The following is a 24,723-nucleotide window of genomic DNA, read 5'->3' on the forward strand; positions in this document are numbered from 1 at the left end:
GGGAGTGCCAGGCAGTGCGGGCGCCGGGCGTGAAGTGCACAGCGTTCGCCCGCATCGCGGAGGCGTCGTGGCCTCGGTAGATGACGTCGGCGAAGGCGTCGCCGGTGAACCACTCGGCCGGCAGCTTGCCGGTGGCGGGACGCTTCAGCAGTTCCATGATGTTTGTTCCTTTCGCAGGACGGGCCGGTCGGGCGCGAAAGAGATCTTTGGTGACCGTCATGGCGGACATGGCGCGGGGCCAGCTGGCGTAGAAGGCCAGGTGGGTGATCGCTTCGATCAGCTCGGCCTCGGTGACGCCGTTGTCGGTGGCCGGGCCCAGGTGGAAACGCACTGCTCGGTGCTGCCGCTGGTGACCGGGCTCGCGACCGTGACCAGGGACCGGTCACGGGCCGACAGGGCGGGACGCTCCCACACCTGTCCGAACAGGACCTCGTCGGTGAAGTGCACCAGCTGCGGAGCGAAGTCACCGAACATGCGGGCGGCACCCGAAGGCCGCTCGTCGCCGGACATGGTCATTCCCCCCTGTGAGGTTGAGAGTTGTGGTGGATTGCCGCCCGGCCGGGTGGTCGGGAATCTCGACAGGCGATGTCCTCCCTCGACATGCTCGTCTGTGCAGTTCAGGACGGCTGTGAGGCACGCCGGGCCGTCATGCGGGTGAATGGACTATGACCGTCTACCGCAAGGCGGCGCCGCGCGTTGCGCATGCGTCGTTCGGCGCCTGGCACCTACCAGGCGGCGGCCCGGAGAAGGCGGCAACTCTCAGGACGACGCTCCGTAGCGGGTGGCGATCGCGGCGGCGCGGTCGCGCAGGGAGTTGCGCAACCACTGCGGGGCCAGGGCTTCCGCGTTCGTGGCCAGCTGCCACAGCGCCCATTCGGCGTGTCTCGGATCTTGGAAGGTCACCTCCAGCCGCAGCCGGCCGTCCGAGTCGAGTTCCTCGGCGAGGACGGCCAGCGCGGTGCCCACCAGGTCCTCCCGCCGCGCCGGGTCCACCCGTACCAGCACGGTGACCTGGTCGCCGCCGGTCCGAAACTGCGTGCTGCGTTGCCGCCAGACCCGGTCCAGATCGACCCGGTCTGGCCGCTGTGCCGGTTCGGGGAGTTCCTCGGCGGCCAGGACCCGGGACAGCCGGTAGGTGCGGTCCGCGCCGGACCTCGTGGCCAGCAAGTAGCCCTGGTCGCGTACGGTGACCAGGCCGATCGGGTCCACCGTGCGCCACTTCGGGGTCTGGTCCACAGCCGCGTAGTGGATGCGCAGTCTGTGTCCGGCGAGCACCGCGCGCCGGACCTCGGCCACTACGGCGTCAGGCACCTCCTCAGCGACCAGCCGACGCGAGAGGAGGTCGGTCTCCGGGTCGATGAGCAATCGCTCGGCCGCGCCGGCCGCGGTGTCCCGATAGCTTTCGGGTAGCGCGTCAACCACCTTGAGCATCGCCGAAGCGAGCGCCGAGCCGAGGCCGAATGCCTGCGCGCCGCGCCGCGATCCGGCGATCAGCAGGGCAAGGGCCTCGTCGTGGTTCAGTCCGGTGAGCTCGGTCCGGAAGCCGGGCAACAACGCGAAACCGCCGTGCCGGCCGCGTTCGGCGTAGACCGGGACGCCGGCTGCGGACAGCGCCTCGATGTCGCGCAGCACCGTGCGGGTGGATACCTCCAGCTCGCGGGCCAGCGTGGCCGCGGACAGCCGGCCGTGCTGCCGCAGCAGCAGCACCAGCGAGACCAACCGGTCAGCGCGCATCCAAAAACCCTACAGGGATACACGACACAGGATGTCGTGATTTGCCGGGAGGCTTGGCAACACGACGTCAAAGGCGGTGGTTACCGAGCCGACGGACGTCCGTAATGTCGACGAATCCGATGGAGCTGATATGGCAGTGGAGCGAACGGCGGTCAACCCGTGGCCGTGGTCGGTGGAGCTGGGCTACAACCAGGGTGAGGTCGTCTCCGGGCACACCCGGACCCTGTACTGCGCCGGGCAGACCGCGATGAGCGGCGACGGCAAGCCCCAGCACGCCGATGACATGGCGGCGCAGTTGGCGCTGAGCATCGACAACCTGGAGGCCGTGCTCGGCGAGGCCGGCATGTTCCTCGCGAACCTCGTCCGGCTCACCGTCTACACCACCGACGTCGATCGGCTCTTCGAGCACTACGGCGTGCTGGCGTCGCGGTTGGGCGCCGCCGGGGTGGCACCGGCCACCACGATGCTCGGGGTGACACGGCTGGCGATCCCCGACCTGATGGTCGAGCTCGAGGGGACCGCCGTCGCGTGATGCGACCTCGCCGCCTCCGGCAGGGCTGCCCGAGGCGGCGAGCCCGGTTCGCCTACGAGCACCACCCCGAGCTACGCCGACTCCAGTACGCCGAGGACGACCGCCAGGGGGTCGGCAAGCGCTCCCGCCGTAACGTCCGATCCCGCGGGAAATGTAATGCTTGCTCTTCGGGCTGGACAGGGACACTCGTTACCATGATTTGGTGCACGGCCTCCTTCGCTCCGTGTGGAACGAGCCACGTCCCCCCGACCCGCCGCCGCGGGTGTGGCGGGACTGGGCGCTCGTGGGTGTCCTCGTGCCGATCGCGGTTCTCGAAGGAGTCCTGCGGCCGGACCTTCCGTGGCGGGCCGTCTCGGTGCTGGTCACCCTCGGGCTGGTGCCCACGTTGTTGTGGCGCAGGACCAGACCGCTGCCGATGCTCGCGATCGCCTTCGGAACCACGAGCCTGGCCCCGCTGTTGACGGGCGGCGAGTCTCCGGAGACGTACACGATGGTGTACCTGCTGTTCCTGGTGTACGCGTTGTTCCGGTGGGGGTCGGGACGCGAGGCCGCGGCCGGGTTGGCGATCATGCTCGTCGCTGTCCTCCTCTCGATCGTCTTCGACCGCATCGTCCTCGCCGACGCGGTGGCGGCGTTCGCGGTCATGTCGTCGGCCATCGCCCTGGGAGTGGCGTTCCGGTACCGGGCCAGGGCGAGGATGCGCGAGCTCGACCAGGTCAAGCTGCTCGAACGCGAACAGCTGGCCCGCGACCTGCACGACACCGTCGCTCATCACGTCTCGGCGATGGCGATCCGCGCGCAGGCGGGCATCGCCACGTCGGCGTCGCGGCCGAACGCCGCGACCGAGGCACTCCACGTGATCGAGGCGGAGGCGGCGCGCGCCCTCGCAGAGATGCGCACCATGGTCCGGGTCCTTCGCCAGGACCAGCAGGCGGACCTGGCGCCCGGACGGGGCGTCGCCGATCTCGAACGGCTCGCGAGCCAGGGCCCCTCCGTCCCGGCCGTCGACGTAAAGATCTCGGGCGACCTCGACGACCTTCCCCCGCTGGTCGGGGCCGCGCTGTACCGCCTGGCCCAGGAGTCGGTCACCAACGCCAGGCGGCATGCGCGCCATGCCACCCGCATCGTGGTCCGCGTCGCCGCCGACGACACGTCGGTGCGCCTGCGCGTGAGCGACGACGGCGACAGCAGCCTCCTGCGCCAGACCGTGTCGCCGGGGTACGGGCTCATCGGCATGATCGAACGCGCCGACCTGCTCGGCGGCACCTGCGTCGCCGGCCCCGACCCCGACCGGGGATGGACGGTGACCGCGGTGCTGCCTCGAACCAGGTCGGCGACATGAGCATCCGGGTGATCGTCGCCGACGACCAGGAGATCGTCCGTACCGGGCTCTCGATGATCCTCGACGCCCAGCCGGACATCGAGGTCATCGGCGAGGCGGCCGACGGGCGGCGAGCCGTCGAGCTCGCGCGGCGCCTGCGCCCGGACGTGTGCCTGTTCGACATCCGCATGCCAGGCCTCGACGGCATCGAGGCGACCCGTTCCCTCGCCGGGCCGTCCGTCGAGGACCCCCTCGCCGTGGTCGTCATCACCACGTTCGATCTCGACGAGTACGTCTACGCCGCTCTGAGGGCCGGCGCCCGGGGGTTTCTGCTCAAGAACGCCGGCGCCCACCTGCTCTCGCAGGCCGTCCACGCCGCCGCCAACGGCGACGCGCTCATCGCCCCGAGCATCACCGCCCGGCTGCTCGGCGCCTTCGCGCGCACCGGGCCCGCCTCTCCCCCGGCGCACCCCGTCGAGGTGCTCACGGACCGTGAAGAACAGATCCTGGCCACCGTGGCACGCGGGCGAACCAACAACGAGATCGCCGACGAGCTGCGCATCTCACTCAGCACCGTCAAGTCCCACATCGCCAGCCTCATGGCCAAGCTCGGCGCTCGCAACCGCGTCGAGATCGCCATGTGGGCCTACGAGACCAACCGTGTCCAGCGGTCCTGAGAAGGGCGGGTCCCGCCGCGGATGATCCGTTCGGCCACGGCGAGATTGATCATCCAGCCGCCGCCCAGGAGCAGCGCCCTGGAGATCTCGCCGGGCGTGCCGATGAGCAGGAACCAGAGCGCCAGCACCACCGCCTGCGTGCCCGCGCCCAGGCCGATCGCGTAACCACGGACCATCCAGGCGCGGTGCCCGGCGACGTCCCGCCGCCGGATCGCGGCCAGGCCCAGGGCAAGGGACAGGACCATGGCCGCGCCGAACACGAGCCGGAACCCCGCGAGGAGTGCGCCGTCACCCTCGGGGCGAGGATAGAACAGGGACATCCACAGCCCCGCCAGCGCCGCGAGGAGTCCACACGGAACCAGCAGCCGCCCGGCGACACGGTGCCAGCCCGGCCTCCGGCGGCGGAACCCCGCCGCGAACTGGAAGGCGCCCAGCACGCTGTACACACTGGCGCCGATGATGTGCAGCACCACGGGCAGGGGCGCCGCGAAGAACCGTCCGTTCTCCGGCGTGATCGCCGCGCCGCCGGCAAGCTCGGTCAGGCGTACGGCACCGGCGACCACGGGAACGGCGCCGAGCACGATCAGCGCGGTCGGCACGAGCCACCCCGCCCTCGAGGACGGGGCTGTGGCCTCGCTCCGGCCGTCCTTCAACCGGCCGGCTCGCGACGGCTGCGGGAACGGCAGGCGTCCCGCCGGGCTCTCGTCGGTCATGCCCTCGATCGTGACGGCTGAGGCGACGGCGGGTCATCGACAGAACGGCCCTGCCTGACCTGGCCGATCGTCCGCCAAACGGGCGTACTTTCGGCTGATGAGCCCCCTGACCACGCCTTCTACGCTGATTTTCACGACACGCCGTCGATGCGGGAGCGTGACGGCCCCCGATGGAAGTCCGCACTCGCCGTGGATGAGGAGAATGTGATGAAGGCGTTCGTCCTGCGCTCGTACGGCTCGCCCGACGTCCTCGATCTCACCGAGATCGAGACGCCCGTGCCAGGCGACGACGAGGTGCTGGTCCGGGTACGCGCCACCTCCGTCCAGCCGTACGACTGGCACTTCATGAGAGGCGAGCCGTACATCGCGCGCCTGATGGGCGGCGGCCCCGGACTGCGCAGGCCGAAAATCAGCGTCCTGGGCGCCGACGTGGCGGGGCAGGTCGAGGCGGTCGGCAAGGACGTGACAGAGTTCCGCCCCGGCGACGAGGTGTTCGCGATGCCCAAGCAGGGCGGCTTCGCCGAGTACGTTTGCGTCCGGGAAGGCGAACTGGCATCTCGACCGACGAACCTGTCGTTCGAGCAGGCGGCCGCGGTACCGATGGCCGCCGGCACCGCCCTGATCGGACTGCGCGACCAGGGACGCGTTCAGCCGGGGCAGCGTGTGCTCGTCAACGGAGCCTCAGGAGGCGTGGGCACGTTCGCCGTGCAGATCGCCAAGGCGTTCGGCGCGAAGGTCACCGGCGTCTGCAGCACGCGGAACCTGGACCTGGTCCGGTCGCTCGGCGCGGACGAGGTCATCGACTACACCCGAGAGGACTTCACCCGGAACGGGCAGCGCTACGACCTGCTGCTGGACGTCGCGGGCGGCCATCCGGGAGCGGCCTGCCGGAGGGCGTTGACCCCCGAGGGCACCTACGTCGTCGTCGGCGGGCCCGCCGGCCGGTGGGTGCGACCCGCCGGCCGCATGTTCTCGACGCTCGCGGTGTCGCCGTTCGTGTCCCAGAGGATGGCCTTGGCGGACGTGGTCCGCTGCACGCAGAACAAGCGCAACCTGCTGACGCTGACCGAGCTCATCGAAGACGGCAAGGTCACCCCGGTCATCGACCGGGTCTACCCGTTCGAGGAGATCCCTGAGGCCATCAGATATCAGGAAGAGGGGCACGCTCCGGGCAAGGTCGTCGTCGCGTCCTGAGACCAGGCCCGACGGGTGTCGATCCCCCATCAAGCGCCTGCCCTGCTGCGTTGGTTCACCAAGCACGCCGCCAGGGCTCGCTACCATCATGAGTCGGCGCCCGCGGGAACCCGTGGGCGCCGACTCACACCTTTCTCTCACCGCGAGCACGTAGAACGATGTCGTGAACGAACAACCTTCCGCGAAAGTGCTGGTCGTCGATGACGAGCCGAACATTCGCGAGCTGCTGTCGGAGGCTCTGGAACTGAACGGCTTCGCCGTACGGACCGTCGCGGACGGCCGCCAGGCGCTGGAAGCGGTGGCCAGGGAGCGGCCCGACATCGTCGTACTGGACGTGATGATGCCCGGCCTGGACGGGTTCGCGGTCGCGCGCAGGCTGCGCCAGGCCGGTGACAGCCCCATGGTGCTCTTCCTGACCGCCAAGGACGCGGTGTCCGACAGGATCGCGGGACTGACCGCCGGTGGCGACGACTATGTGACCAAGCCCTTCAGCCTGGAGGAGGTGGTGCTGCGGCTGCGCGCGATCATGCGCAGAACGCGTCCGGCGGAGGAGCAGAGCGACGACGGCGTGCTGCGCTACACGGACCTGGAGCTCGACGAGCAGGCCCACACCGTGCGGCGGGCCGGGCGGGCGATCCACCTGTCGCCAACCGAGTTCAGCCTGCTGAGATACCTGATGATCAACGCCGAACGGGTGGTCAGCAAGGCGCAGATCCTCGACCGCGTGTGGGACTACGACTTCGACGGCGAGAGCAGGATCGTCGAGTCTTACATCAGCTATCTGCGGCGAAAGATCGACGCCGTGGGCCCGCCGCTCATCCACACGCTGCGCGGTGTGGGTTACCGGCTGCAGGGGCCTTCGTGAGACCGGCCTGGCCCCTGCGGCATCGGTTGCTGGCCGCGCTGCTCGGCCTGTGCGCGGCCGGCCTGGCGGCCTTCGCCACGGCGAGCCTGCTGCTCCTCGGTCACTCGCTGCAGGCCAAGATGGACGCTCAGCTGACCGAGGTGGCCGCCACCTTCGGCAGGCGCCCGGTACCTCCTCCGCCGCCGGTCGACGTGAGCCGGGGCGCCGAGCTCCCGACGCAGTTCAGGATCGCGTTCTACACCCCCTCCGGCAACCTGCTGCGCAGCCTGCCCCTCGAAACAGCCGACGGGCCGGCCATTCCCGCCTCGGTGATCTCCGCGGTCCCTCGAGGTCCCGTCGACGTGTCCGCCAGGACGGGGCCGGACCAGTGGCGCGTGCTGGTGAAGATCCTGCCTGACGGCGCCCGGGTGGCGGTGTCGATGTCGCTGGAGCCCAACCGGGCGACCGTGCACCAGATCCTGATCATCGAGGTCGCGGTGGGCGGCCTGGTGCTGCTGCTGCTCGGTGCCCTCGCTCTCGCCGTGGTACGGCTGGGGCTGCGCCCGCTCACCCGCATGGAGCGCACCGCCGAGGCCATCGCGGGCGGCGACATCGACCGCCGGGTCAGCGACACCGACCCGAACACCGAGACAGGACGGCTCGGCAGGGCGCTCAACATCATGCTGGAGCGCCTGGCGACCGCGCTGCGCGAGTTCGAACGCTCCGAACGGCGCTTGCGTCATTTCGTCGCCGATGCCTCCCACGAACTACGCACGCCGCTCACCTCCATCCGGGGCTTCGCCGAGCTCTACCAGCACGGCCAAGGTTCCAGGGACCCGGCGGCCGAGCGGCTGCTGCGCAGGATCGAGGCCGAGGCCGCACGCATGGGTGTGCTGGTGGAGGACATGCTGCTGCTGGCCAGGATGGACCAGGAGCCCGCGCTGGAACCCACCATCGTCGACCTGCACGTGCTGGCCGGGGACGTGGTGCACGCCGCCCGGGCCCGCGACCGCGAGCGGCCGATCCGGCTGATCGTCTCCGACGAGCCGGTGTTCGTGCTCGGCGACGAACACCGGCTGCACCAGGTCATCGCCAACCTGGTCGGCAACGCCATCCAGCACACCCCTTCGGGTGCGGAGATACAGGTCAGAATCGGCCCGCGCGCGGTCGCCGGGGTTCCCGCGTCCGGGGTCGTGCACGCCGGTTCAGGACCCGTCCCCCATGTCAAAGCCGCGCTGATCGAGGTATCCGACGAAGGGCAGGGCATCGACCCCGAGCACCTGCCACACCTGTTCGACCGCTTCTACCGGGCCGACGCGGGCCGCTCCCGCGACAGCGGCGGAACGGGCCTGGGCCTGGCCATCGCCGCGGCGCTCGTGCAGGCGCACGGCGGCCGGATCGAGGTGACGAGCACTCCAGGCCGCGGCACCACCTTCCGCGTCGTTCTACCGCTCGAGGAGCCTCAGGACGCCTGAGAACACCGGCCGTTCACCTTCACGTCGGACGCGATTCACACATTATTCCCAGCTTCGTGCTGTCAGATGTGTGCCGACGAAAGGAGGGACATGCTGAGAAGGTTCCGTCAACCAGCCGTCTCCCCAGCTGGCAGCGGCGATCAGCCAGTGTCCGGCGCGGAGATGGACGGTGACCAAGGTCACCGGCTGCGGGCCCCGAGCAAGCTGCACGCCTTCAACCGATACGAGATCAAATACCTCGTGGACGTGTCCGAGGCGGCCGCGCTCCGGGAGGAGATCGAGCAGCGCCTCGATCGCGACCGTCACAGCGGCGACACGGGCTACGGCATCTGGAGCGTCTACTACGACACCCGGCAACTGCGCTTCTACTGGGAAAAGATCGAAGGTTTGAAATTCCGCAGGAAGCTGCGGGTGCGCCACTACGGCGACCGGTTCACCGTGAAGGACGACACGCCGGTGTTCATCGAGATCAAGCAGCGGGTCAACCGGGTCACGCAGAAGCGCCGGGTACGCCTGCCGTACCGGGACGCGCTGCGCCTGTGCGACGGACGGCAGATGGTCGAGCACGACCCTTCCCAGCGGGCCTTCCTGGAAGAGGTGCTCGACCTCGTGCTCCGCCTGGACCTGCGGCCCGTCGCGATGACCGGCTACCAGCGGCACGCCTACATGGGCCGCGACGCCGACGTCGGCCTGCGCGTCACCTTCGACCACCGCATCCGCGGCCGGGACCGGGACTTCCACCTCGGCGCCGACACCGACAACCGGCTCATCGTCCCCGCCCGCAAGTCGATCGTGGAGGTCAAGGCCAACGACCGCGTGCCGTACTGGCTGACCGACCTGACCGCCAAGCGGAACCTGCAGGTGGTACGGGTCTCCAAGTACTGCCAGAGCGTGGAGGCCCACGGGCTGGTCCCGCGTTCGATCTTCCATGTTCCTGACCACGATCTCGATCTCGGCCGCGACAGGCCGACCATCCTCTCGGAGGCCTGACCCCCATGGACTTCTCCTTCCAGGACCTGTCCGGCACGTTCAGCGTGGCCGACATCGCGATCGCGATGGCCCTGTCGTTCGTGCTCAGCGCGATGATCGGCTGGGTCTACCGGGCGACGCACCGCAACGTCTCCTACAGCCAGTCGTACGTGCAGACACTGGTCATCCTCGGCATGCTGATCTCGCTCATCATGCTGGTCGTCGGCTCGAACATCGCCCGTGCCTTCGCCCTCGTCGGTGCCCTGTCGGTGGTGCGCTTCCGTAACGCCATCAAGGAGACCCGCGACGTCGGGTTCATCTTCCTGGTGATGGGCGTCGGCATGGCCGTCGGCACCCGCTTCTACCTGCTCGCGATCGTGGCCGCCGTGGCGATCTCGCTGATCATCGTGGCCATGCACCGGTTCAACTGGTTCGCGCTGAACGTGCGGCGCCAGGTCGTCAAGGTCCAGGTTCCGTCGGATGAGGACTTCACCGCCCCGATCCAGGACGTGCTCATCCGGCACACCGACGAGTTCCAGCTGGTCAGCATGGAGTCGATCAGGGCGGGCGCGCTCACGGAGCTCATGTACACGGTCAAGATCAAGAAGGGCAGCGAGCCCGCCGACGTCATCGCCGCCCTGCGCGAGCGCAACCACGGCCAGTCGGTAACCGTCCTGACCGGATACGACCAGACCGACCTGTAGGCCCGGCACATGACGCTGTCCAAGCAACTCAAGCACCGCATCCCGGTCAAACTCCGGCACAACTGGAAGCTGGTCGCGCTGTGCGTGGCGTTCCCGGCGGCCTGCTGGGGCGTGTTCGGCAGCGGGACGATCCGCCCGTACGTCACCACCTCCCAGGCCGCCCAGGCCGACACCGTCACCACGAACCTGACCGGCACCAAGGACCTGTTCGACGCCTCCGTGGCGCACGAGGTGACGCTCACCTTCACCGACCAGGCGTACGAGGACATGCTGACCGAGTACTTCAAGGAAGGCGAGAAGAAGTACGTCGAGGCGGACCTGACCGTCGACGGCACCCGCATCCCCAGCGTGGGTGTCCGGCTCAAGGGCAACTCCACCCTGGGGGGACTGACCTGGAAGGGGCAGTCCAAGCGAGCCATGCCCGGCGGCGGTCGGCGGCCGGAAGGCGTGCCCGAGGGCTTCCAGCCGCCCGAAGGCTTCGAGCCGCCCGAGGGCTTTCAACCGCCCGGCGATGGGCAGCAGGGCAACGGCGGGCCTCCCGGAGGCGGCATGATGCGGTCAACCCTGAAGGCTGAGGAGCCGGAGAACCTGCCGTGGCTGATCAGCCTCGACGAGTTCGTGGACGGCCGCCGCTACCAGGGCCACAGCCAGGTGGCCGTACGGCCCGCCGCGATGGGCTCGACGACGATGCTGAACGAAGCACTGGGCATCGCGCTGGTAGGCGCCGCCGGCGAGCCGACCCAGCGCTCCGCCTACAGTTCCTTCACCGTCAACGGCCGCTCCTCGACCCCGCGCCTGGTGGTGGAGTACCTGGACGAGGGCTACGCGGAGAATCTCGGCGACGGCGTGCTGTACAAGTCGCTGGCCAGCGGCTCCTTCACCTACAAGGGCGAGGACCAGACGGAGTACACCACCGATTTCAAGCAGATCAACAAGGTCGGCGGCAAGGACCTGCAGCCGGTCATCAACCTGGTCAAATGGGTGAACGAAGCCTCCGACACCGAGTTCGCCAAGGGCCTCGCCGACCGCCTGGACGTGGAGTCGTTCGCCCGCTACCTGGCCCTGCAGCACATCATGGTCAACTTCGACGACATGGCCGGGCCCGGCAAGAACTACTACCTGTGGTACGACTCCGGCACCAAGAAGTTCAAGGTCATCACGTGGGACCTCAACCTCGCGTTCAACGGCGACGCCACGAGCGGCGTGAACGACACGATCGGGATGGGGGGCTTCGGCCGGGGCCGTCCCCAGCAGAACCAGCAGCAGGGCCGGGCGCCTCAGGGCTTCACCCCACCCGAAGGCGGCGAGCAGGGGCGTCCAGGCGGCGGTGGCATGATGCGCATGAGCCATCCCTTGAAGGAGAAGTTCCTCAAGGACGCCGCCTTCAAGAAGCTCTACGAGGAGCAGTACCGCGCTCTGTACGCCCAGTTCCTGGGCAACGGCACTGCCTCCGGCCTGCTCGACGACCTCGTCGCCTCCTACAAGCTGAACGAGAGGGCCGACACCGCCAAGGTCGACGCCGAGGCGCGGACCCTGCGCACGTTCCTGCAGAGTCGGACCGAGACATTGCGCTCCGACAAGGCGATCAGCGGCGCCTGACACTTACGCGGTGATGGGTTCCAGACGAACCCATCACCGCTGGTGGAGAAGCAACATGGGACTCCCCATGGACCACGGTCTGGACGGCGTAGGGTGTGGCGCTCTTCAGGTTGGCGGCCCCGTCGGCGCCGCGAAGAAATCGGCGCATCAGCGAATTCACCGACGCGGATTTTCGGGGTATCGATGGCGACCGATCGAGTACCCACCCGCCATCGTCAATCATCCCATTTCATGAAGTATGGCCGTTTAGCGAACCGTTCAGTCAATCACCTGGTGACCTTTCCGTGAACAGGAGCTTAATTGTCAACGCGTTATACGTGAGTCGCCGCCGACAACCCTGGTATCTCACATAATCCGATAGGGAGCGCCGGTATGCGGCGATACGGGGTGAGTTATTGGGGAACCAAATGAAGCGATGGATCGGCGTTGGGCTGGCGCTGCTCCTCGGTGCCGCCGTGGTGGTGGCGATCGTGGTGGGCGACCGCAGCGGAGGCGGCGCCGAGAAGGAAGACCTCGCCCTTGTCCGCGGGGTGATCGGGTCGGAGAAGAAGCCCTTCTTCGACGACCGGCGAGTACAGGCCGTCTTCGCCGGGCACGGCCTGCGGGTCGAGGTCGACACCGCCGGATCGCGCCAGATCGCGGCCTCGGTGGACCCGAAGAAGTACGGCTTCGCGTTCCCGTCGAGCGTGCCGGCCGCCGAGAAGATCAAACGCGACCACGGCGCCGCCCGCACGTTCGCGCCGTTCTCCTCCCCGATGGCGGTCGCCACCTTCGAGCCGATCGTGGACGTCCTCGCCAAGGCGGGAGTCGTCCGGGATTCCGGTCAGGGATACCAGCTCCTCGATATCAAGAAATATCTGGACCTGGTGGCGAAGGGGACCCGGTGGGACAGGCTCCCTGGCAACACCGCCTACCCCGCGCGCAAGAGGGTGCTGCTCACCACCACCGACATCCGCACGTCGAACTCCGCGGCGATGTATCTCTCCATAGCCGGCTACGTGGCCAACGGCGACGACGTGGTGAGCTCCAACGCGCAGGTCTCCAAGGTGGCCGAGAAAGTCGCGCCACTCTTCCTCGACCAGGGCTACTCCGAGACCTCCAGCGAGGCGCCGTTCGAGGACTACCTGTCCCAGGGCATCGGCAAGACGCCCATGGTCATGGTCTACGAAGCGCAGTACGCCTCCCGTCTCTTCGCCGGCGACGGTTCGATCCGCCCTGACATGCGGCTGCTGTACCCCTCGCCGACGGTCCTGAGCAAGCACACTCTCGTACCGCTCAGCGCCCAGGGCACCGAGGTGGGCCGCCTGCTGCAGGAGGACCCGGAACTCGGGCGCCTCGCCGCGGCCTACGGCTTCCGCACCGCCGCTCCCAAGGCGTTCGGCGACATGGTGGCGAAGACCAGGGCACCGCTGCCGTCCAGCTTGATCGACGTGGTCGAGCCTCCCGCCTACGAGCGACTGGAGAGCATGATCACCGAGGTCGAGAAGCTGTACCGGTCCGGCGCGGCCCCCTCCCCCACCCCGTGACCCCGCCTTCACTACTGCCCGCAGGAGACACCACGTGAGCGATCTCGTTCTCAGCCCGCCCGAACCCGTGGCCAAGGTGCCCGTGGAGAAGGCGGCTACCATGCTGCCCATATCCGAGGGGCGCAGCGACGAGCTGGCCGAGAAGGCCAAGGGCTTCGCTGAGGAGCTCTGCGAGCTGGACCCCCGCTCCCCCGAGTTCACCCGCAAGGTGCACGACATCACCTCGATGGGCGACTCGGAGATCCGGGCGTCGTCCCAGGTCGCCAACCGCATGCTGCGGCGTCCCGTGGCGGCGCTCGCGTCAGCCAGGGGTGAGGGCAAGGACGCGCAGGTGGCGGTGGCGGGCCAGTTGCTCGCGCTGCGCCGCACGATCGTCGACCTCGACCCCAAGCAGGCGTCGGGCCCCGGCAGGAAGCTGCTGGGCATGATCCCGTTCGGCGACAGGCTGCGTGACTATTTCGCGAAGTACCAGTCGGCTCAACAGCACATCGACGACATCATCCGTGCCCTGAAGTCCGGGCAGGACGAGCTTCTGAAGGACAACGCGGCCATCGAGGGCGAGAAGGCCAACCTCTGGGAGTCGATGACCAAGCTCCAGGAGTACGCCCTGCTCGCCGCCGCCCTCGACTCCGCGGTCGAGGCGCAGATCATGCGGGTGGAGACTGCCGACTCGGAGAAGGCGACCGCGCTGCGCTCGGACGCGCTCTTCGGCATCCGGCAGAAGCACCAGGACCTGCTGACCCAGCTCGCGGTCTCCGCTCAGGGCTACCTCGCCCTCGACCTGATCCGCAAGAACAACCACGAGCTGATCAAGGGTGTGGACCGCGCGACCACGACGACGATCGCCGCGCTGCGCACCGCGGTGACCGTCGCGCAGGCGCTGGCCAACCAGAAGCTGGTGCTCGACCAGATCGCCGCCCTCAACACGACCACGTCGGATCTGATCGTGGCGACCAGCGAAATGCTGCGCACCCAGGCCGCGGACATCCAGACGCAGGCGGCCTCCACCACGGTCGGCATGGACGCGCTGCGCAAGGCGTTCGACAACATCTACGCCACCATGGACACGATCGACACGTTCAAGGCTCAGGCCGTGGAGAACATGGCGATCACGGTCGACAACCTGACCGTCGAACTCGACCACGCCCGTACATACCTGGAGCGCTCCCGGCGCGGCGACGAACAGGCCCTCCCCCGATGAGAAAGCAGACCCCCGGCGCAGGTTCAGGGGCTCCCCGGGTGAGAAGACCGGCCTACGCCGCCACGCGTGCCACCGCCTCCCGAGTGCTCACGATGCGACCGGCCGGGCGGGCGCTTGCCGTGATCGCCCTGCTCGTCGTGTCGGCGGCCTGCGGCGGTTCGGGCTCCCCCTCCGAGCCCGTGAACGGCCCCGACGTGCTCCGCGTCCTCGCAGGCAGCGAGATCAAGGACCTCGAGCCGCTGCTCGAACGGGCGCAGGAGGCCGTCGGCGTGCGGGTCGCGCTGTCGTACTCCGGGACCGTCGACGGAGCGGAGCAGGTGGGGAGCGGCGGCGCGGACGGCACGTACGACGCGACCTGGTTCTCCTCCAACCGCTACCTGTCGCTCATCGAAGGGGCGACCGCGCGGCTGTCGACCCAGACCAAGGTCATGGCCTCGCCGGTACTGCTCGGCCTGAAGCAGTCGAAGGCCCGCGAGCTCGGCTGGGACACCGAACCCGTGACCTGGAACGACATCGCCGCCGCCGCTCGCGCCCACAGGTTCACCTTCGGCATGACCAGCCCGGCCGCCTCCAACTCCGGATTCTCCGCGCTGGTCGGCGTGACCGCCGCACTCTCGGATGCCGGGGAGGCCCTGGACCAGGCCCAGATCGACGCGGCGACGCCGAAGCTGACGGAGTTCTTCTCAGCGCAGACGCTCACCGCGGGCTCCTCCGGCTGGCTCGCCGACGCGTACATCAACCAGGGCACGGTGGACGGGCTGGTGAACTACGAGTCCGTGCTTCTCGGTCTCAACGCCTCGGGCAAGCTCAAGGAGCCGCTCACGCTGATCTACCCGACCGACGGCGTCGTGACGGCCGACTACCCGCTCACGCTGCTGAACTCGGCCGGAGCGGAGAAGAAGGCGCTGTACGGGAAGCTCGCCGCCTGGCTGCGCGAGCCCGAGATCCAGCGCGAGATCATGACGACGACCTACCGGCGGCCGTTCGTGCCGGAGGTGCGGCCCGACCAGCGCTTCGGATCGGCGTCCCTGGTGGAGCTGCCGTTCCCCAACCGGCGCAGCGCCGCCGACGAGCTCATCGGCGTCTACCTCAACCAGGTGCGCAGGCCCTCAAGGACCCTCTTCGTGCTGGACACCTCCGGATCGATGGAGGGTGATCGCCTCGATGCGCTGAAGCAGGCGCTGACCGCGCTGGCCGGAGCCGACACCTCCGTGAGCGGGACGTTCTCACGTTTCCGCAACCGCGAGACGGTCACGATGATCCCGTTCAACTCGACGCCCGGGGAGCCGCGCACGTTCACGCTGCCCGAGCGGAACGCCGACCCCGTGCTCCGGCAGATCCGCTCGTACGGCGAGGCGCTGCGGACCACGGGCGGTACGGCGATCTTCGACAGTCTGCGCGCCGCCTACGAGCAGGCGAGGTCGTCGCCGTCCGCGGACTTCACCTCGATCGTGCTGATGACAGACGGCGAGAACACGGACGGCAGCTCCTACGACGACTTCGCCTCCTACTACCGCTCTCTGCAGGTGAAGTTCCCGGCCTTCGTCGTGCTCTTCGGTGACAGCGACGTGGCGGAAATGAATCAGGTCGCGCAGCTCACGGGTGGTGCGACATTCGACGCCCGCTCGGGATCGCTGACGGCGGCCTTCAAGGAGATCCGTGGCTACCAGTAGCCCGGCCGCCCGGGTCCTCGCCTATGCCGGATCCACGAAGAACATCGCCGGATGCGCTCTGGCGCTGGTCGGCGTGGTGCTGGTGTTCCTCGGGGTGGCCGGGGCGTACTGGCCGGTGGTGGTGGCCGGGCTGTACGGCGTCGGGGCGTTGCTCGCCCCGGCGGACCGGGTGAAGCTGACGATCTCGCACGCGGAGGTGGAGAGCCGGCAGCTGTTCGCCGACCTGGACACGTTGCTGGCCAAGGTCGGCCGGAACCGCTTCCCCGACGACGTGGCGACCAAGGTCGCCGAGCACGCCGAGGTACTGCGCGACATCCTGCGCCGCGCGGACGCGCTCACCTCCTCCCCCGACCACCTGCACATCGTGTCGCAGACGATCAGGGACTACCTGCCGTCAAGCCTGGAGGCCTACGCCAACCTGCCCCGCTCGTACGCGCTCACGCGGCGCGGCGAGCGGCAGCGCAGCGCCCACGAGGAGTTGCTGGCCCAACTCGACCTGCTGGACGCCCAGCTCCGCAAGGTCGCCGAGTCGGTGTACCGGGGTGACGAGCAGGCTCTGCGCGACCAGGGCAGGTTCCTCGAAGACCGCTTCGGCGGCTCCGACCTGGATCTCTGACCGCCCCGTCAGCGTGGGCGGCTGAGGGCGGCCTCGGCCAGATCCGTCCATTTCTCGGCCGAGGAGTGGGGCACGACGACCCAGTCCTTCACCACCCTGCCCCGGCCCGAGGGGTCGAACAGGGACGCCCCGGCCAGCTGGAGTGCGGCTGCGTGTTCGGGGGTGTCCCTGACCAGCCGGAACACCATTGCGCCGTCGCGCTGCAGGCTCGCGAACACCTTCCCCGCCTGATCTTTGAGCGCGGGACTCCCCATCATCCTGGAGATCCGTACACCCAGGTCGGCCAGCTCGGCGCCGACCTGCTGGAAATCCTCTTCCGCGCTCATCGTCAGTCAGTCCCCAACTCCATGGCGGCGTGGTCGGGGCCCTTTCCGCGGGACGCGATCGCCTCGGCCGCGCCTTCCGGCAGCACGGCGATCAGGCTAGTCGTCCCGGAGGGGCCGATCAAGGCCGCTTGCCGGGTGCCGACCATGCCGAGTCCCGCCGCCGGTCCTTGACCGTGCGCGACAGCTGGTCTACGTCTCATCTCCGGCCGGCGACCGAGCCGGAGATCCCTGGAGACGTGAGGCTGTCGGGTGTTCCGCGGCTGGGCCATGCGATGTCGTCAACGGCGAGAAACGGCTCACCGGCCACGGTCGCGGGGGTCGCCCCGGTGAACGCCATGACGTCCCGATGCAGGTGGGACTGGTCGGCGTAGCCGGTGTCGGCCGCGACTTGGGCCGCGGCTTCACCCGCGACCAGGCGGTGGGCGGCATGGTCGAAGCGGACCAGCTTCACGGCGCGCTTGGGCGGCAGGCCGAGCTGCGACCGGAACCGGGACCACAGCCGCTTACGGCTCCACCCGACCTCGGCCGCGAGTCCGTCGACCCGGGCCAGGCCACGGCTGCCGACGATCCGGTGCCAGGCCCAGGCCGCCTCCGGGTCCACCGGCGGCCCCGCCTCATGCCGGCGGGCGAGCAGCGCGTCCATCAACGCGAAGCGATCCTGCCACGACGAGACATCACCCAGTCGCTCACGGATCCGGGACACCTCCCGGCCCCACAGGTCCTCGAGGGCCACCACGGTGCCGTCGAGCTCGGCGGGGGAGACGCCCAGAACCGCGCGTGCGATCACCGGGGACAGGCGCACCTGCACGCACTCGACGTTCTCACCCCGCGCCCAGACCGCGCCTCCTGACCCGACCCCGGGCCCGGCCACGACACTTCCCCGCTGCTGCCGCCCGGCCGTATCGTCCACGACGGGCGAACCGGCGCCGAACTCCACCAGCAGCGTCACGGCCGGGTGCGGGACCAGCCGGAGCGCGTCCAGGTCACGGACACGGAACCCGGCCATACTGACACCGGCCACCCGGCTGGGCCGCCGCGGGCACGCGACGCCCCACACAGCCGCATCGTGTACGAACGTCCGCACCGTCCCATGCTAGCGAGCCGACGGAGGGGAACATTTGTCCAATCCTCCGGCGCGTACCGGCGGCGACAGTGGACTCATGACTGTTTCTGACGGCGGACCGTACGTGACCGGCGGCGCCGAGGCCACCCAGATTTCGACCCTGCCGATGGACGACGGCGACATCCACGTGTGCCAGGACGGCCCCCGCGACGCCCCCGCACTCCTGCTCATCCACGGGTCCGCCTCCTCGAGCCGATCGTGGGACCCGATGGTTCAGCTGCTGACCGGATCTCACCGCGTCATCCGGATCGACCTGCTCGGGCACGGCCGGTCGGCCAAACCGGCCGACCGCAGCTACGCCCTCCCGGACCAGGCACGCAGGGTCGGCGCGGCCCTGGACCTGCTCGGCGTCGAGCACACCGTGGTCGTCGGCCATTCCAGCGGCGGCGCGGTCGCCACCGCCCTCGCCGAACAGCGGCCCGACCTGGTGACCGCGCTCGCGCTCATCAACACCGGCCCCAGCCTGGACGCCTTCATCGCACCGGAGTCCGCCGCATTCGCAGCCTCGCAGTGGCCGCCGACCGACGAGCAGCTCCGCCAGTTCGCGAGCACCGGTTTCAGCCGTGCGGGCTACCAGATCCCACAAGAGCTCCTGGACGACGCGCGCGCCATGACCTACCACACGCTCACCACGACGATGCAGGCCACCCGCCATTACCTGGAGCAGCGGGCGCTCCCGGATCGGCTGGCGGTCCTGGGCAAGCCGCTCCTGGTGATCTTCGGTGAGGACGACCGCAGATGGCGATCCTCATCCGCCTCCGACTACCGCGCCGTTCCGGGCGCGAAGGTCGAGTTGCTGCCCGGTCTCGGGCACTCGCCCCTGCTTGAGGATCCGTCGCGGACCGCCACTCCCCTGCTGGCCTTCACCGCGATCCACGCCGTACGGGTGGACTGAATGACAAGGAAAGGTGCCATGCGGATTCTCGTCTCCGGTGCCAGCGTCGCCGGTCCGGTGCTGGCCTACTGGCTCACGAGATACGGCTTCGAGGTCACCGTCGTGGAACGGGCCCCCGTGCTGCGCAAGACGGGCGGGCACGCGGTCGACCTGTTCCGGCCCGCGACGAACATCTCGGAGAAGATGGGCGTGCTCCCGCGCGTCGAGGAGCGGGCCACCGGCACCAACCGGATGACCGTCCACCCGGAGGGCGCACGGCGGCCCGTCCGGGTGGACCTCTCCAAGATCTTCAGCGCTACCTCCGACCGGCACGTCGAGATCATGCGCGACGACCTGAGCGAGATCTACTACGACGCCACGCGCGACGACGTCGAGTACGTCTTCGGCGACTCGATCAGCGCGATCTCGCCCGACGGAGAGGTGCGGTTCGAGAACGCCGCGCCGCGCCGTTTCGACCTCGTCGTCGGCGCGGACGGGCTGCACTCCAACGTGCGCCGCCTTGTCTTCGGTGAGGAGTCCCGCTTCAGCGACTTCATCGGGGCCTACCTCGGGGTGCTGACCCTGCCCAACGTCTCCGGCCTCGACGGCGAGCTCCACATGCACGTCGGCGTCGGCCGCACTGCCGGCATGTACGGCGCGCGGCACCTCGGCGACGCGCGGGCGTTGTTCCTGTTCCGGAGCGAGCGCGAGCTCGACTACCACCACCGCGACGTGCCCCGGCAGAAGGAACTGCTGCGCGGCGCGTTCGAGGGCATGAACACCGACGTGGACCGCTGGCTGGACGAACTGGACCGCGCCCCGGCGTTCTACTTCGACTCGATCACACAGCTCCGCATGGACACCTGGTCGCGGGGAAGGGTGACGCTCGTCGGCGACGCGGGCTACTGCCCCGGCCCGGCCGTCGGCGGCAGCACCAGCCTGGCCGTCGTCGGCGCGTACGTCCTCGCCGGGGAGCTGGCGCGGGCGGGCGGTGACCACGAGCGCGCCTTCCCCGCCTACGAGCGGGCGATGGCCGAGCACGTGCGCGGCAGCCGCGCGGTCGCGCTGAGCGCGGCGAAGACCCTGGTCCCCACGTCCCGCCTCGGGGTGTGGGGGCTGGCCCAGGGTGCCCGCCTGATCTCCGCCCTGCCCGCCGGGCCCAGCCGCGCCCTCCTCCGCCTCACCACCAAGAGCGCGCGCCTCTACAACTCCATGACCGTCGACGACTACCCGCCGTCGCCCGCCGCACCACGAGGCTTGAGCGGCCTCGAGGGCGGACGCGGGTTGGACTGAGGAGTGTTCGCCGGGTAGTGGAACTCGGATGACCACCCGCTCGTTGCGCGAGAGTGACCACACCCCAGCTCACCTGCCCGCTGTGCCACAGCACCGAATTCACGCGGCAGGACGGCCGCATCGACAACAAGAACGGCTACCTTCCCAACCCGGTGGCGCTCATGATCTGCAAGCTGTGCAACTACGTGTTGCCGTTCTGGGAAAGGAAGTCGATCTTTGACCTGAGCTGAGGTCACGCCGAAATCCGGCGATTACGTTCGCGATGCGGACGCCCTGGGCCCTCACGCGCGGGCGCGGTCGCCCAACCTGGGAACCACTCGCGCGCTACAGCAGCGCGGCCGGCTCGCCGAGGGAACCGACGACCACGGGCCGCAGACCGGCCCAGGCCCGACGTCGAGCGGTGTTCGCAAGCAACCCGCTGCGCCGTACGGACAGGTGACAGGGTTCCGAAGTGACCACGCATCGTGGGCGGCCAGTCGAGGCGCCTGCTGAAGTTCTTCCGCCGCCTGATCAGCGTCTCGGAGCCGTCCTCCGATCATGAACGCGGTGGCGAGGCCGTTGGCGAGCAGGCGCGCGGCGGCGGCCCACAAGGCGGTGGGGGCCGCGCCCGTACGGAGGAACAGCGTGCCGAGCAGGGCGAGGCCGAGCGTGCCGCCGAGTTGCTGAACGGCGTTGAGCAGCCCGGCTGCGCAGGCCGCTCCCACGTCCCACCAGAGAGGGGCGCGTGGAGGACCGCGGTCGGTCCTCCACCGGCTGGGGCACGACGCACACCGTGGCCCCTGACGCCTCACCGAGCAGCAGGGGTCGCTTTCCCCTGACCGCTGTCCCGGTCTGGATCAAGCCTTGATCGCGGTGCCCTGGGCGGAGACGAGGCGCCAGGTGCCGTGGGCGTCGGCAGCGTAGACGTGGGTGTAGCGGCTTCCGGCACTGAACGTGGCGCCGTCGGAGATGGTGAAGTTCATGCCGGTACGCCCGACGACGATGCCTACTGTGCCGATGACCCGGACGATCGCCTCGTCCGGGAACGAGTGGATCCGCGGAAACCGGAGGGAGCCGGAGGCCACCAGGTCGAGCAGGATCCCCCTGTCGGCGACGGCCCCGTCCTCGACCCCGACCAGGACGAAGTCGTCCGCCAGCAGTTCCTCCAGAACGGCGAGATCGCTTGCCACGAGGGCGTCGAAGAAGCTCTGGTCGTACTTGAGGAGGGTGACCCGATCCAAGCTGTTCATGTCGCGACGGTAAACGTTGACGCTGGTGACAAGGTCAAGCCGGCCTCAGGGGCGCGTTCGTCCGGGTGCCTGTGAGCGTCGGATCGCCAACCTCGGTCATACGAAGCCGACCGAGATCAGGGCGGTCCGGTAGTCTCGGCCGATGGCGAAGATCCTGGTCACCGGCATGTCGGGCACCGGCAAGTCCACGGCGTTGGCGGTGCTGGCGGCCCGGGGTCATCGCGCCGTCGACACTGACACCGACCGGTGGAGCCACTGGGTGACTCTGCCGGACGGATCCACTGATTGGGTGTGGCGGGAGTCGGCCATCAGCGACCTGCTCGCCGACCACCGTGAGGGCGCCCTCTTCGTGGCCGGCTGCAAGTCCAATCAGGGTCGGTTCTACCCGCGATTCGACCACGTCGTACTGCTGAGCGCTCCCGCTGAGATCATGCTTGCCCGCATCGCGACGCGAACCAACAACCCCTTCGGCAAGCGCCCTGAGGAACGTGCGGCCATCCTGCGCGACCTGGCCAACGTGCAGCCGCTGCTCAGGGCCACCTCCACTGTCGAGATCGACGCTTCTGCGCCGATCGACAAGGTCGTCCAGCAGCTCGAAGAACTGGCGCAAACCACGCCGTGACCAGGGGCTGCAGGAACATCCACCGCTTCTAGGTTCAGGCGCAGGCCGCCAGGAGCCTTGCGAGGCATTCAACCGGGGTGTCCGGTCGCTTCCGGCGAGCGCCGCGACCGCGGACCGCAACCCGAAGCCCCAGCCCGAGCATCCCCAACGCGGCCAACGCGACGCGGATCCCGCACCTGCCGATCGCCGCGCCTCCCGGGGCCGTGGCCACCCTCACCTTCGCGGTGCTGACGCCGCCGGCTCAGCTCATCCGGGAACGCGCCGCGCCCGTTGTCGGTGCGGATCAATGGGTGCGTCCTTGAACGCCGAGCAGAAGGTGCTCGACCGCATCGAGGCCGGCTCCGTCGCGAGCCTCGTGGCGTTCCTTGACGGCCTCGGCGACGACAAGCGCGCGGTGGCCCGTCACTCGCCCGCTCACCTGAGCGGGAGCGAGCTGGCCTTGCGCGTGGCGTCCAGGAGGCCGGCTGCTCACGGTCCCCAACCTGTCAGGGGCGATGTCGGCATGCCGAGATCAACCTGGGTAGCCTGCCCACATTAGATCAACTTTGCCCGCCCGAACGGGACAAGCCCATTGCCGTCAACGCGTGAAGGCGACACCGATCTTGAACTACGGCCTGGACATGTCCGGTGTAGAGCTCGGCCTTGCTCTGCCCGACTTGGTGGCTGAAGGGGATGAGCTTGACGCCCTGGTATCAGCGCAGGCCGACTGGTCGAAGCCTACGCCGGCAGCAGGATGGACGATCGCCCACCAGATCGCTCATCTTGCTTCAGCTGATGCGAACGTTCTCATCGCCATACGGACTCCGGAGGCGTTCGACGCTGTGCTGAAGCAGGCGGAAGCCGCAGGCAGCCAATACGCTGATCTCGACGCCGCCGCAGGAGCAGCCAATCCGCGATCCGTACTGCTGGAACAATGGCGGGCTGGTCGAACCGAGGTGGCGGCGGAGCTACGTGACCTTCCACTGGACCATGGGTTTCCGTGGTACGGATCGCAGTTGACCGCAGCGCTCATGGTGCCGCTTCGACTGATGGAAACGTGGGCTCACGGGCAGGACGTTTTCGATGCGCTGGGTGTCTCACGCCGTCCGACGGGTCGGCTCCAGCATGTGGCCTCGTTGGGAGTGGTAGGGCGAGAGCTGTCGTTCCATGCCGCCCAAGTGCCTGCTCCGGCAGAGCCGTTCCGTGTCGAGCTGACTGGTCCCGACGGCCAAACCTGGGCGTGGGGCCCAGAAGATGCCATGCAGCGGGTTCAGGGCAGTGCCCTCGACTTCTGCCTTCGAGTCACCCAAAGGTCCCGAGCCCAGACTGACCTCACGGCAGTCGGCGAGGACGCGCAGAAGTGGCTTGACATTGCTCGCGTTTTCCTCTGAAGGAGCACCTTCGTATGCGGACGACCGTGTGAAGCCGCTATCCCCCGCAACTTCTCTGTCAACGACGTCTGAAACAACCGCAGCACCACCGCGCCGCGCATGGTGCGGCTGGCAGCCCTGCTCTCGCCGAGCTGCCCGAGGGCTCCTGTCCGATCCTCGTCAAGGTCACGATCGCCCACCTCAGTCAGGGGCTGGTTGTGGTGGACATGGAGCCGATAGTGCGGTCTACGACCCAAGCCGCCTGCGCCGCGGCCAATGGATCATAAGCGGATCTGTCCCACTATCGTCGTACCAGATCAGTACGAGGTCAGTACGAGATCGATGACAACAACGCCAAGGTACGCCGTGAGGATGGCCGATGGCGCGCCGTACAGACAAGGAACCCGTATGACCACCACCGCGCTCATCGTCGGCGACCTGCAGGCGGGCATCGTGGACAACTACCCTTTCGCCGCCGCCGTGCTTCCCGCCGTGGAGAGGGTTCTTCCCGCGGCCAGAGCCGCCGGAATCCCGGTGATCTTCGTGCGTTTCGGGCTCAGGGCCTCAGGCCTTGATGTGGCAGCGGGAAACCAGTTGATCAGCGCCCTGCAAGGGGCGGGGACGCTGTTCCACGAGGAATCACCCGAAACGCTCGTGCACCCGCGCATCGAGCCGTTGCCGGGCGAGGCCATCGTTCTCAAGCGCCGTGCCAGCGCGTTCGCGGCGACCGACCTCGATCGGCTCCTGCGCGCCCAGCGCATCGACTCGGTCGTGCTGACCGGTGTCGCGACCGGGGCGATGGTCGCCGCTACGCTCTACGACGCCGCCGACCGCGACTACGGCGTGACCGTGCTCAGCGACGCCTGTGCCGACGCGGAACCGGACGTGCACGACTTTCTGATCAATCGCGTCTTCCCGGCCAGGGGTGTTGACGTCCTCACGAGTCACGAGTGGATCGCCCGCCTGTGACCAGCCGTCAGCAGTAAAAATCCCGCGATGAGACGGCTCGCGGGCGCCGGGAGCGGGGCGGTTGCGGGCCGCTGATCTTTCGGCGGCCGTTGTGCCGCCGGTCTTGCGGCCGGGGCCCGGGTTGTGGACCCTTGGACGGTGGCCGACAGCGTGGATGCGG

General features: G+C 68.9%; 26 protein-coding genes. 19 read left to right on the top strand and 7 right to left on the bottom strand.

What is annotated here, in order from left to right:
- From ACWEVS_RS42970 to ACWEVS_RS42980, 3 genes are all read right to left on the bottom strand, one after another.
- A partial coding sequence (locus tag ACWEVS_RS42970; RefSeq protein ID WP_452556671.1) for a carboxymuconolactone decarboxylase family protein occupies nucleotides 1-331 on the bottom strand: 331 nt, incomplete at its 3' end.
- The gene (locus ACWEVS_RS42975; protein ID WP_452415963.1) at nucleotides 277-510 is read right to left on the bottom strand and encodes a carboxymuconolactone decarboxylase family protein; all 234 of its coding nucleotides are present in this window, start codon (nucleotides 508-510) and stop codon (nucleotides 277-279) included. The genes ACWEVS_RS42970 and ACWEVS_RS42975, both read right to left, overlap by 55 nt.
- A gap of 249 nt (nucleotides 511-759) precedes the next feature.
- A complete protein-coding gene (locus ACWEVS_RS42980) occupies nucleotides 760-1,734 on the bottom strand; it encodes a helix-turn-helix transcriptional regulator (RefSeq protein WP_449923199.1) in 975 nt (324 codons plus the stop codon).
- Nucleotides 1,735-1,870: 136 nt separating this feature from the next.
- On the opposite strand from ACWEVS_RS42980, the gene ACWEVS_RS42985 reads away from it, so the two are divergent.
- The 3 genes from ACWEVS_RS42985 (at nucleotide 1,871) to ACWEVS_RS42995 (ending at nucleotide 4,264) form a co-directional block, all read left to right on the top strand.
- Nucleotides 1,871-2,266 carry a RidA family protein gene (locus ACWEVS_RS42985; RefSeq protein WP_452556715.1) on the top strand — a complete coding sequence of 132 codons (396 nt, stop codon included), beginning with the start codon at nucleotides 1,871-1,873 and terminating at the stop codon, nucleotides 2,264-2,266.
- 202 nt (nucleotides 2,267-2,468) lie between these two features.
- Nucleotides 2,469-3,608, top strand: a complete 1,140-nt coding sequence (locus ACWEVS_RS42990) for a sensor histidine kinase (protein WP_452556673.1) — start codon at nucleotides 2,469-2,471, stop codon at nucleotides 3,606-3,608.
- Nucleotides 3,605-4,264, top strand: coding sequence for a response regulator (locus ACWEVS_RS42995; RefSeq protein WP_449923205.1), 660 nt, complete (start codon nucleotides 3,605-3,607; stop codon nucleotides 4,262-4,264). Before ACWEVS_RS42990 ends, ACWEVS_RS42995 begins: the two co-directional genes overlap by 4 nt.
- Here the strand turns inward: ACWEVS_RS42995 and ACWEVS_RS43000 are convergent.
- On the bottom strand, nucleotides 4,234-4,977 hold the full coding sequence (locus ACWEVS_RS43000) for a DUF2306 domain-containing protein (protein WP_452556675.1): 744 nt from the start codon (nucleotides 4,975-4,977) through the stop codon (nucleotides 4,234-4,236). The genes ACWEVS_RS42995 and ACWEVS_RS43000 overlap by 31 nt on opposite strands.
- 207 nt (nucleotides 4,978-5,184) lie before the next feature.
- Here ACWEVS_RS43000 and ACWEVS_RS43005 point away from each other — a divergent pair, with 207 nt between their 5' ends.
- From ACWEVS_RS43005 to ACWEVS_RS43050, 10 genes are all read left to right on the top strand, one after another.
- Nucleotides 5,185-6,171 carry an NAD(P)-dependent alcohol dehydrogenase gene (locus ACWEVS_RS43005; RefSeq protein ID WP_452556677.1) on the top strand — a complete coding sequence of 329 codons (987 nt, stop codon included), beginning with the start codon at nucleotides 5,185-5,187 and terminating at the stop codon, nucleotides 6,169-6,171.
- A gap of 163 nt (nucleotides 6,172-6,334) precedes the next feature.
- On the top strand, nucleotides 6,335-7,036 hold the full coding sequence (locus ACWEVS_RS43010; RefSeq protein ID WP_452556679.1) for a response regulator transcription factor: 702 nt from the start codon (nucleotides 6,335-6,337) through the stop codon (nucleotides 7,034-7,036).
- On the top strand, nucleotides 7,033-8,490 hold the full coding sequence (locus ACWEVS_RS43015; protein ID WP_452556681.1) for a sensor histidine kinase: 1,458 nt from the start codon (nucleotides 7,033-7,035) through the stop codon (nucleotides 8,488-8,490). Before ACWEVS_RS43010 ends, ACWEVS_RS43015 begins: the two co-directional genes overlap by 4 nt.
- Before the next feature lie 162 nt (nucleotides 8,491-8,652).
- Nucleotides 8,653-9,480 carry a VTC domain-containing protein gene (locus ACWEVS_RS43020; protein WP_452556683.1) on the top strand — a complete coding sequence of 276 codons (828 nt, stop codon included), beginning with the start codon at nucleotides 8,653-8,655 and terminating at the stop codon, nucleotides 9,478-9,480.
- Nucleotides 9,481-9,485: 5 nt separating this feature from the next.
- Nucleotides 9,486-10,163 carry a DUF4956 domain-containing protein gene (locus tag ACWEVS_RS43025; RefSeq protein WP_452556685.1) on the top strand — a complete coding sequence of 226 codons (678 nt, stop codon included), beginning with the start codon at nucleotides 9,486-9,488 and terminating at the stop codon, nucleotides 10,161-10,163.
- Nucleotides 10,164-10,172: 9 nt separating this feature from the next.
- Entirely contained in the window at nucleotides 10,173-11,762 is a 1,590-nt protein-coding gene (locus ACWEVS_RS43030) for a CotH kinase family protein (protein WP_452556687.1), read from the top strand.
- 407 nt (nucleotides 11,763-12,169) lie between these two features.
- Nucleotides 12,170-13,288, top strand: a complete 1,119-nt coding sequence (locus tag ACWEVS_RS43035; RefSeq protein WP_452556689.1) for a hypothetical protein — start codon at nucleotides 12,170-12,172, stop codon at nucleotides 13,286-13,288.
- A gap of 34 nt (nucleotides 13,289-13,322) precedes the next feature.
- Nucleotides 13,323-14,489 (top strand): toxic anion resistance protein, encoded by a 1,167-nt coding sequence (locus ACWEVS_RS43040; RefSeq protein WP_452556691.1) that lies wholly within the window; start codon nucleotides 13,323-13,325, stop codon nucleotides 14,487-14,489.
- A gap of 38 nt (nucleotides 14,490-14,527) precedes the next feature.
- Nucleotides 14,528-16,162: an extracellular solute-binding protein gene (locus ACWEVS_RS43045; RefSeq protein ID WP_452556693.1), complete on the top strand. Its 1,635-nt coding sequence runs from the start codon at nucleotides 14,528-14,530 to the stop codon at nucleotides 16,160-16,162.
- A complete protein-coding gene (locus tag ACWEVS_RS43050; protein WP_452556695.1) occupies nucleotides 16,149-16,778 on the top strand; it encodes a hypothetical protein in 630 nt (209 codons plus the stop codon). The genes ACWEVS_RS43045 and ACWEVS_RS43050 overlap by 14 nt, the downstream gene beginning before the upstream one ends.
- 8 nt (nucleotides 16,779-16,786) lie before the next feature.
- On the opposite strand, the gene ACWEVS_RS43055 is transcribed toward ACWEVS_RS43050, so the two are convergent.
- Entirely contained in the window at nucleotides 16,787-17,104 is a 318-nt protein-coding gene (locus ACWEVS_RS43055) for a hypothetical protein (protein ID WP_449923228.1), read from the bottom strand.
- 196 nt (nucleotides 17,105-17,300) lie between these two features.
- Nucleotides 17,301-18,110: a helix-turn-helix domain-containing protein gene (locus ACWEVS_RS43060; protein WP_449923231.1), complete on the bottom strand. Its 810-nt coding sequence runs from the start codon at nucleotides 18,108-18,110 to the stop codon at nucleotides 17,301-17,303.
- Nucleotides 18,111-18,264: 154 nt separating this feature from the next.
- Between ACWEVS_RS43060 and ACWEVS_RS43065 the strand changes: the two genes are divergently transcribed.
- The 3 genes from ACWEVS_RS43065 to ACWEVS_RS43075 are packed head-to-tail and all read left to right on the top strand — an operon-like array spanning nucleotide 18,265 to nucleotide 20,624.
- Nucleotides 18,265-19,122, top strand: a complete 858-nt coding sequence (locus tag ACWEVS_RS43065) for an alpha/beta fold hydrolase (RefSeq protein WP_452556697.1) — start codon at nucleotides 18,265-18,267, stop codon at nucleotides 19,120-19,122.
- Nucleotides 19,123-19,140: 18 nt separating this feature from the next.
- The gene (locus ACWEVS_RS43070; protein WP_452556699.1) at nucleotides 19,141-20,394 is read left to right on the top strand and encodes an FAD-dependent monooxygenase; all 1,254 of its coding nucleotides are present in this window, start codon (nucleotides 19,141-19,143) and stop codon (nucleotides 20,392-20,394) included.
- Between the two features lie 53 nt (nucleotides 20,395-20,447).
- Nucleotides 20,448-20,624, top strand: a complete 177-nt coding sequence (locus ACWEVS_RS43075; RefSeq protein ID WP_449923240.1) for a hypothetical protein — start codon at nucleotides 20,448-20,450, stop codon at nucleotides 20,622-20,624.
- A gap of 606 nt (nucleotides 20,625-21,230) precedes the next feature.
- Here ACWEVS_RS43075 and ACWEVS_RS43080 read toward each other — a convergent pair.
- Nucleotides 21,231-21,623 (bottom strand): nuclear transport factor 2 family protein, encoded by a 393-nt coding sequence (locus ACWEVS_RS43080; RefSeq protein ID WP_452556701.1) that lies wholly within the window; start codon nucleotides 21,621-21,623, stop codon nucleotides 21,231-21,233.
- Nucleotides 21,624-21,765: 142 nt separating this feature from the next.
- Here ACWEVS_RS43080 and ACWEVS_RS43085 point away from each other — a divergent pair, with 142 nt between their 5' ends.
- The 3 genes from ACWEVS_RS43085 to ACWEVS_RS43095 all read left to right on the top strand — a co-directional run bounded on the left by ACWEVS_RS43085 (nucleotide 21,766) and on the right by ACWEVS_RS43095 (nucleotide 24,563).
- On the top strand, nucleotides 21,766-22,245 hold the full coding sequence (locus ACWEVS_RS43085) for an AAA family ATPase (protein ID WP_452556703.1): 480 nt from the start codon (nucleotides 21,766-21,768) through the stop codon (nucleotides 22,243-22,245).
- A gap of 584 nt (nucleotides 22,246-22,829) precedes the next feature.
- Nucleotides 22,830-23,615 carry a TIGR03084 family metal-binding protein gene (locus ACWEVS_RS43090; protein WP_452556705.1) on the top strand — a complete coding sequence of 262 codons (786 nt, stop codon included), beginning with the start codon at nucleotides 22,830-22,832 and terminating at the stop codon, nucleotides 23,613-23,615.
- A gap of 387 nt (nucleotides 23,616-24,002) precedes the next feature.
- Nucleotides 24,003-24,563 (top strand): cysteine hydrolase family protein, encoded by a 561-nt coding sequence (locus ACWEVS_RS43095; protein WP_452556707.1) that lies wholly within the window; start codon nucleotides 24,003-24,005, stop codon nucleotides 24,561-24,563.
- Nucleotides 24,564-24,723 lie beyond the last annotated feature (160 nt).

The sequence above is a fragment of the Nonomuraea sp. NPDC003754 genome (genome assembly GCF_053605785.1).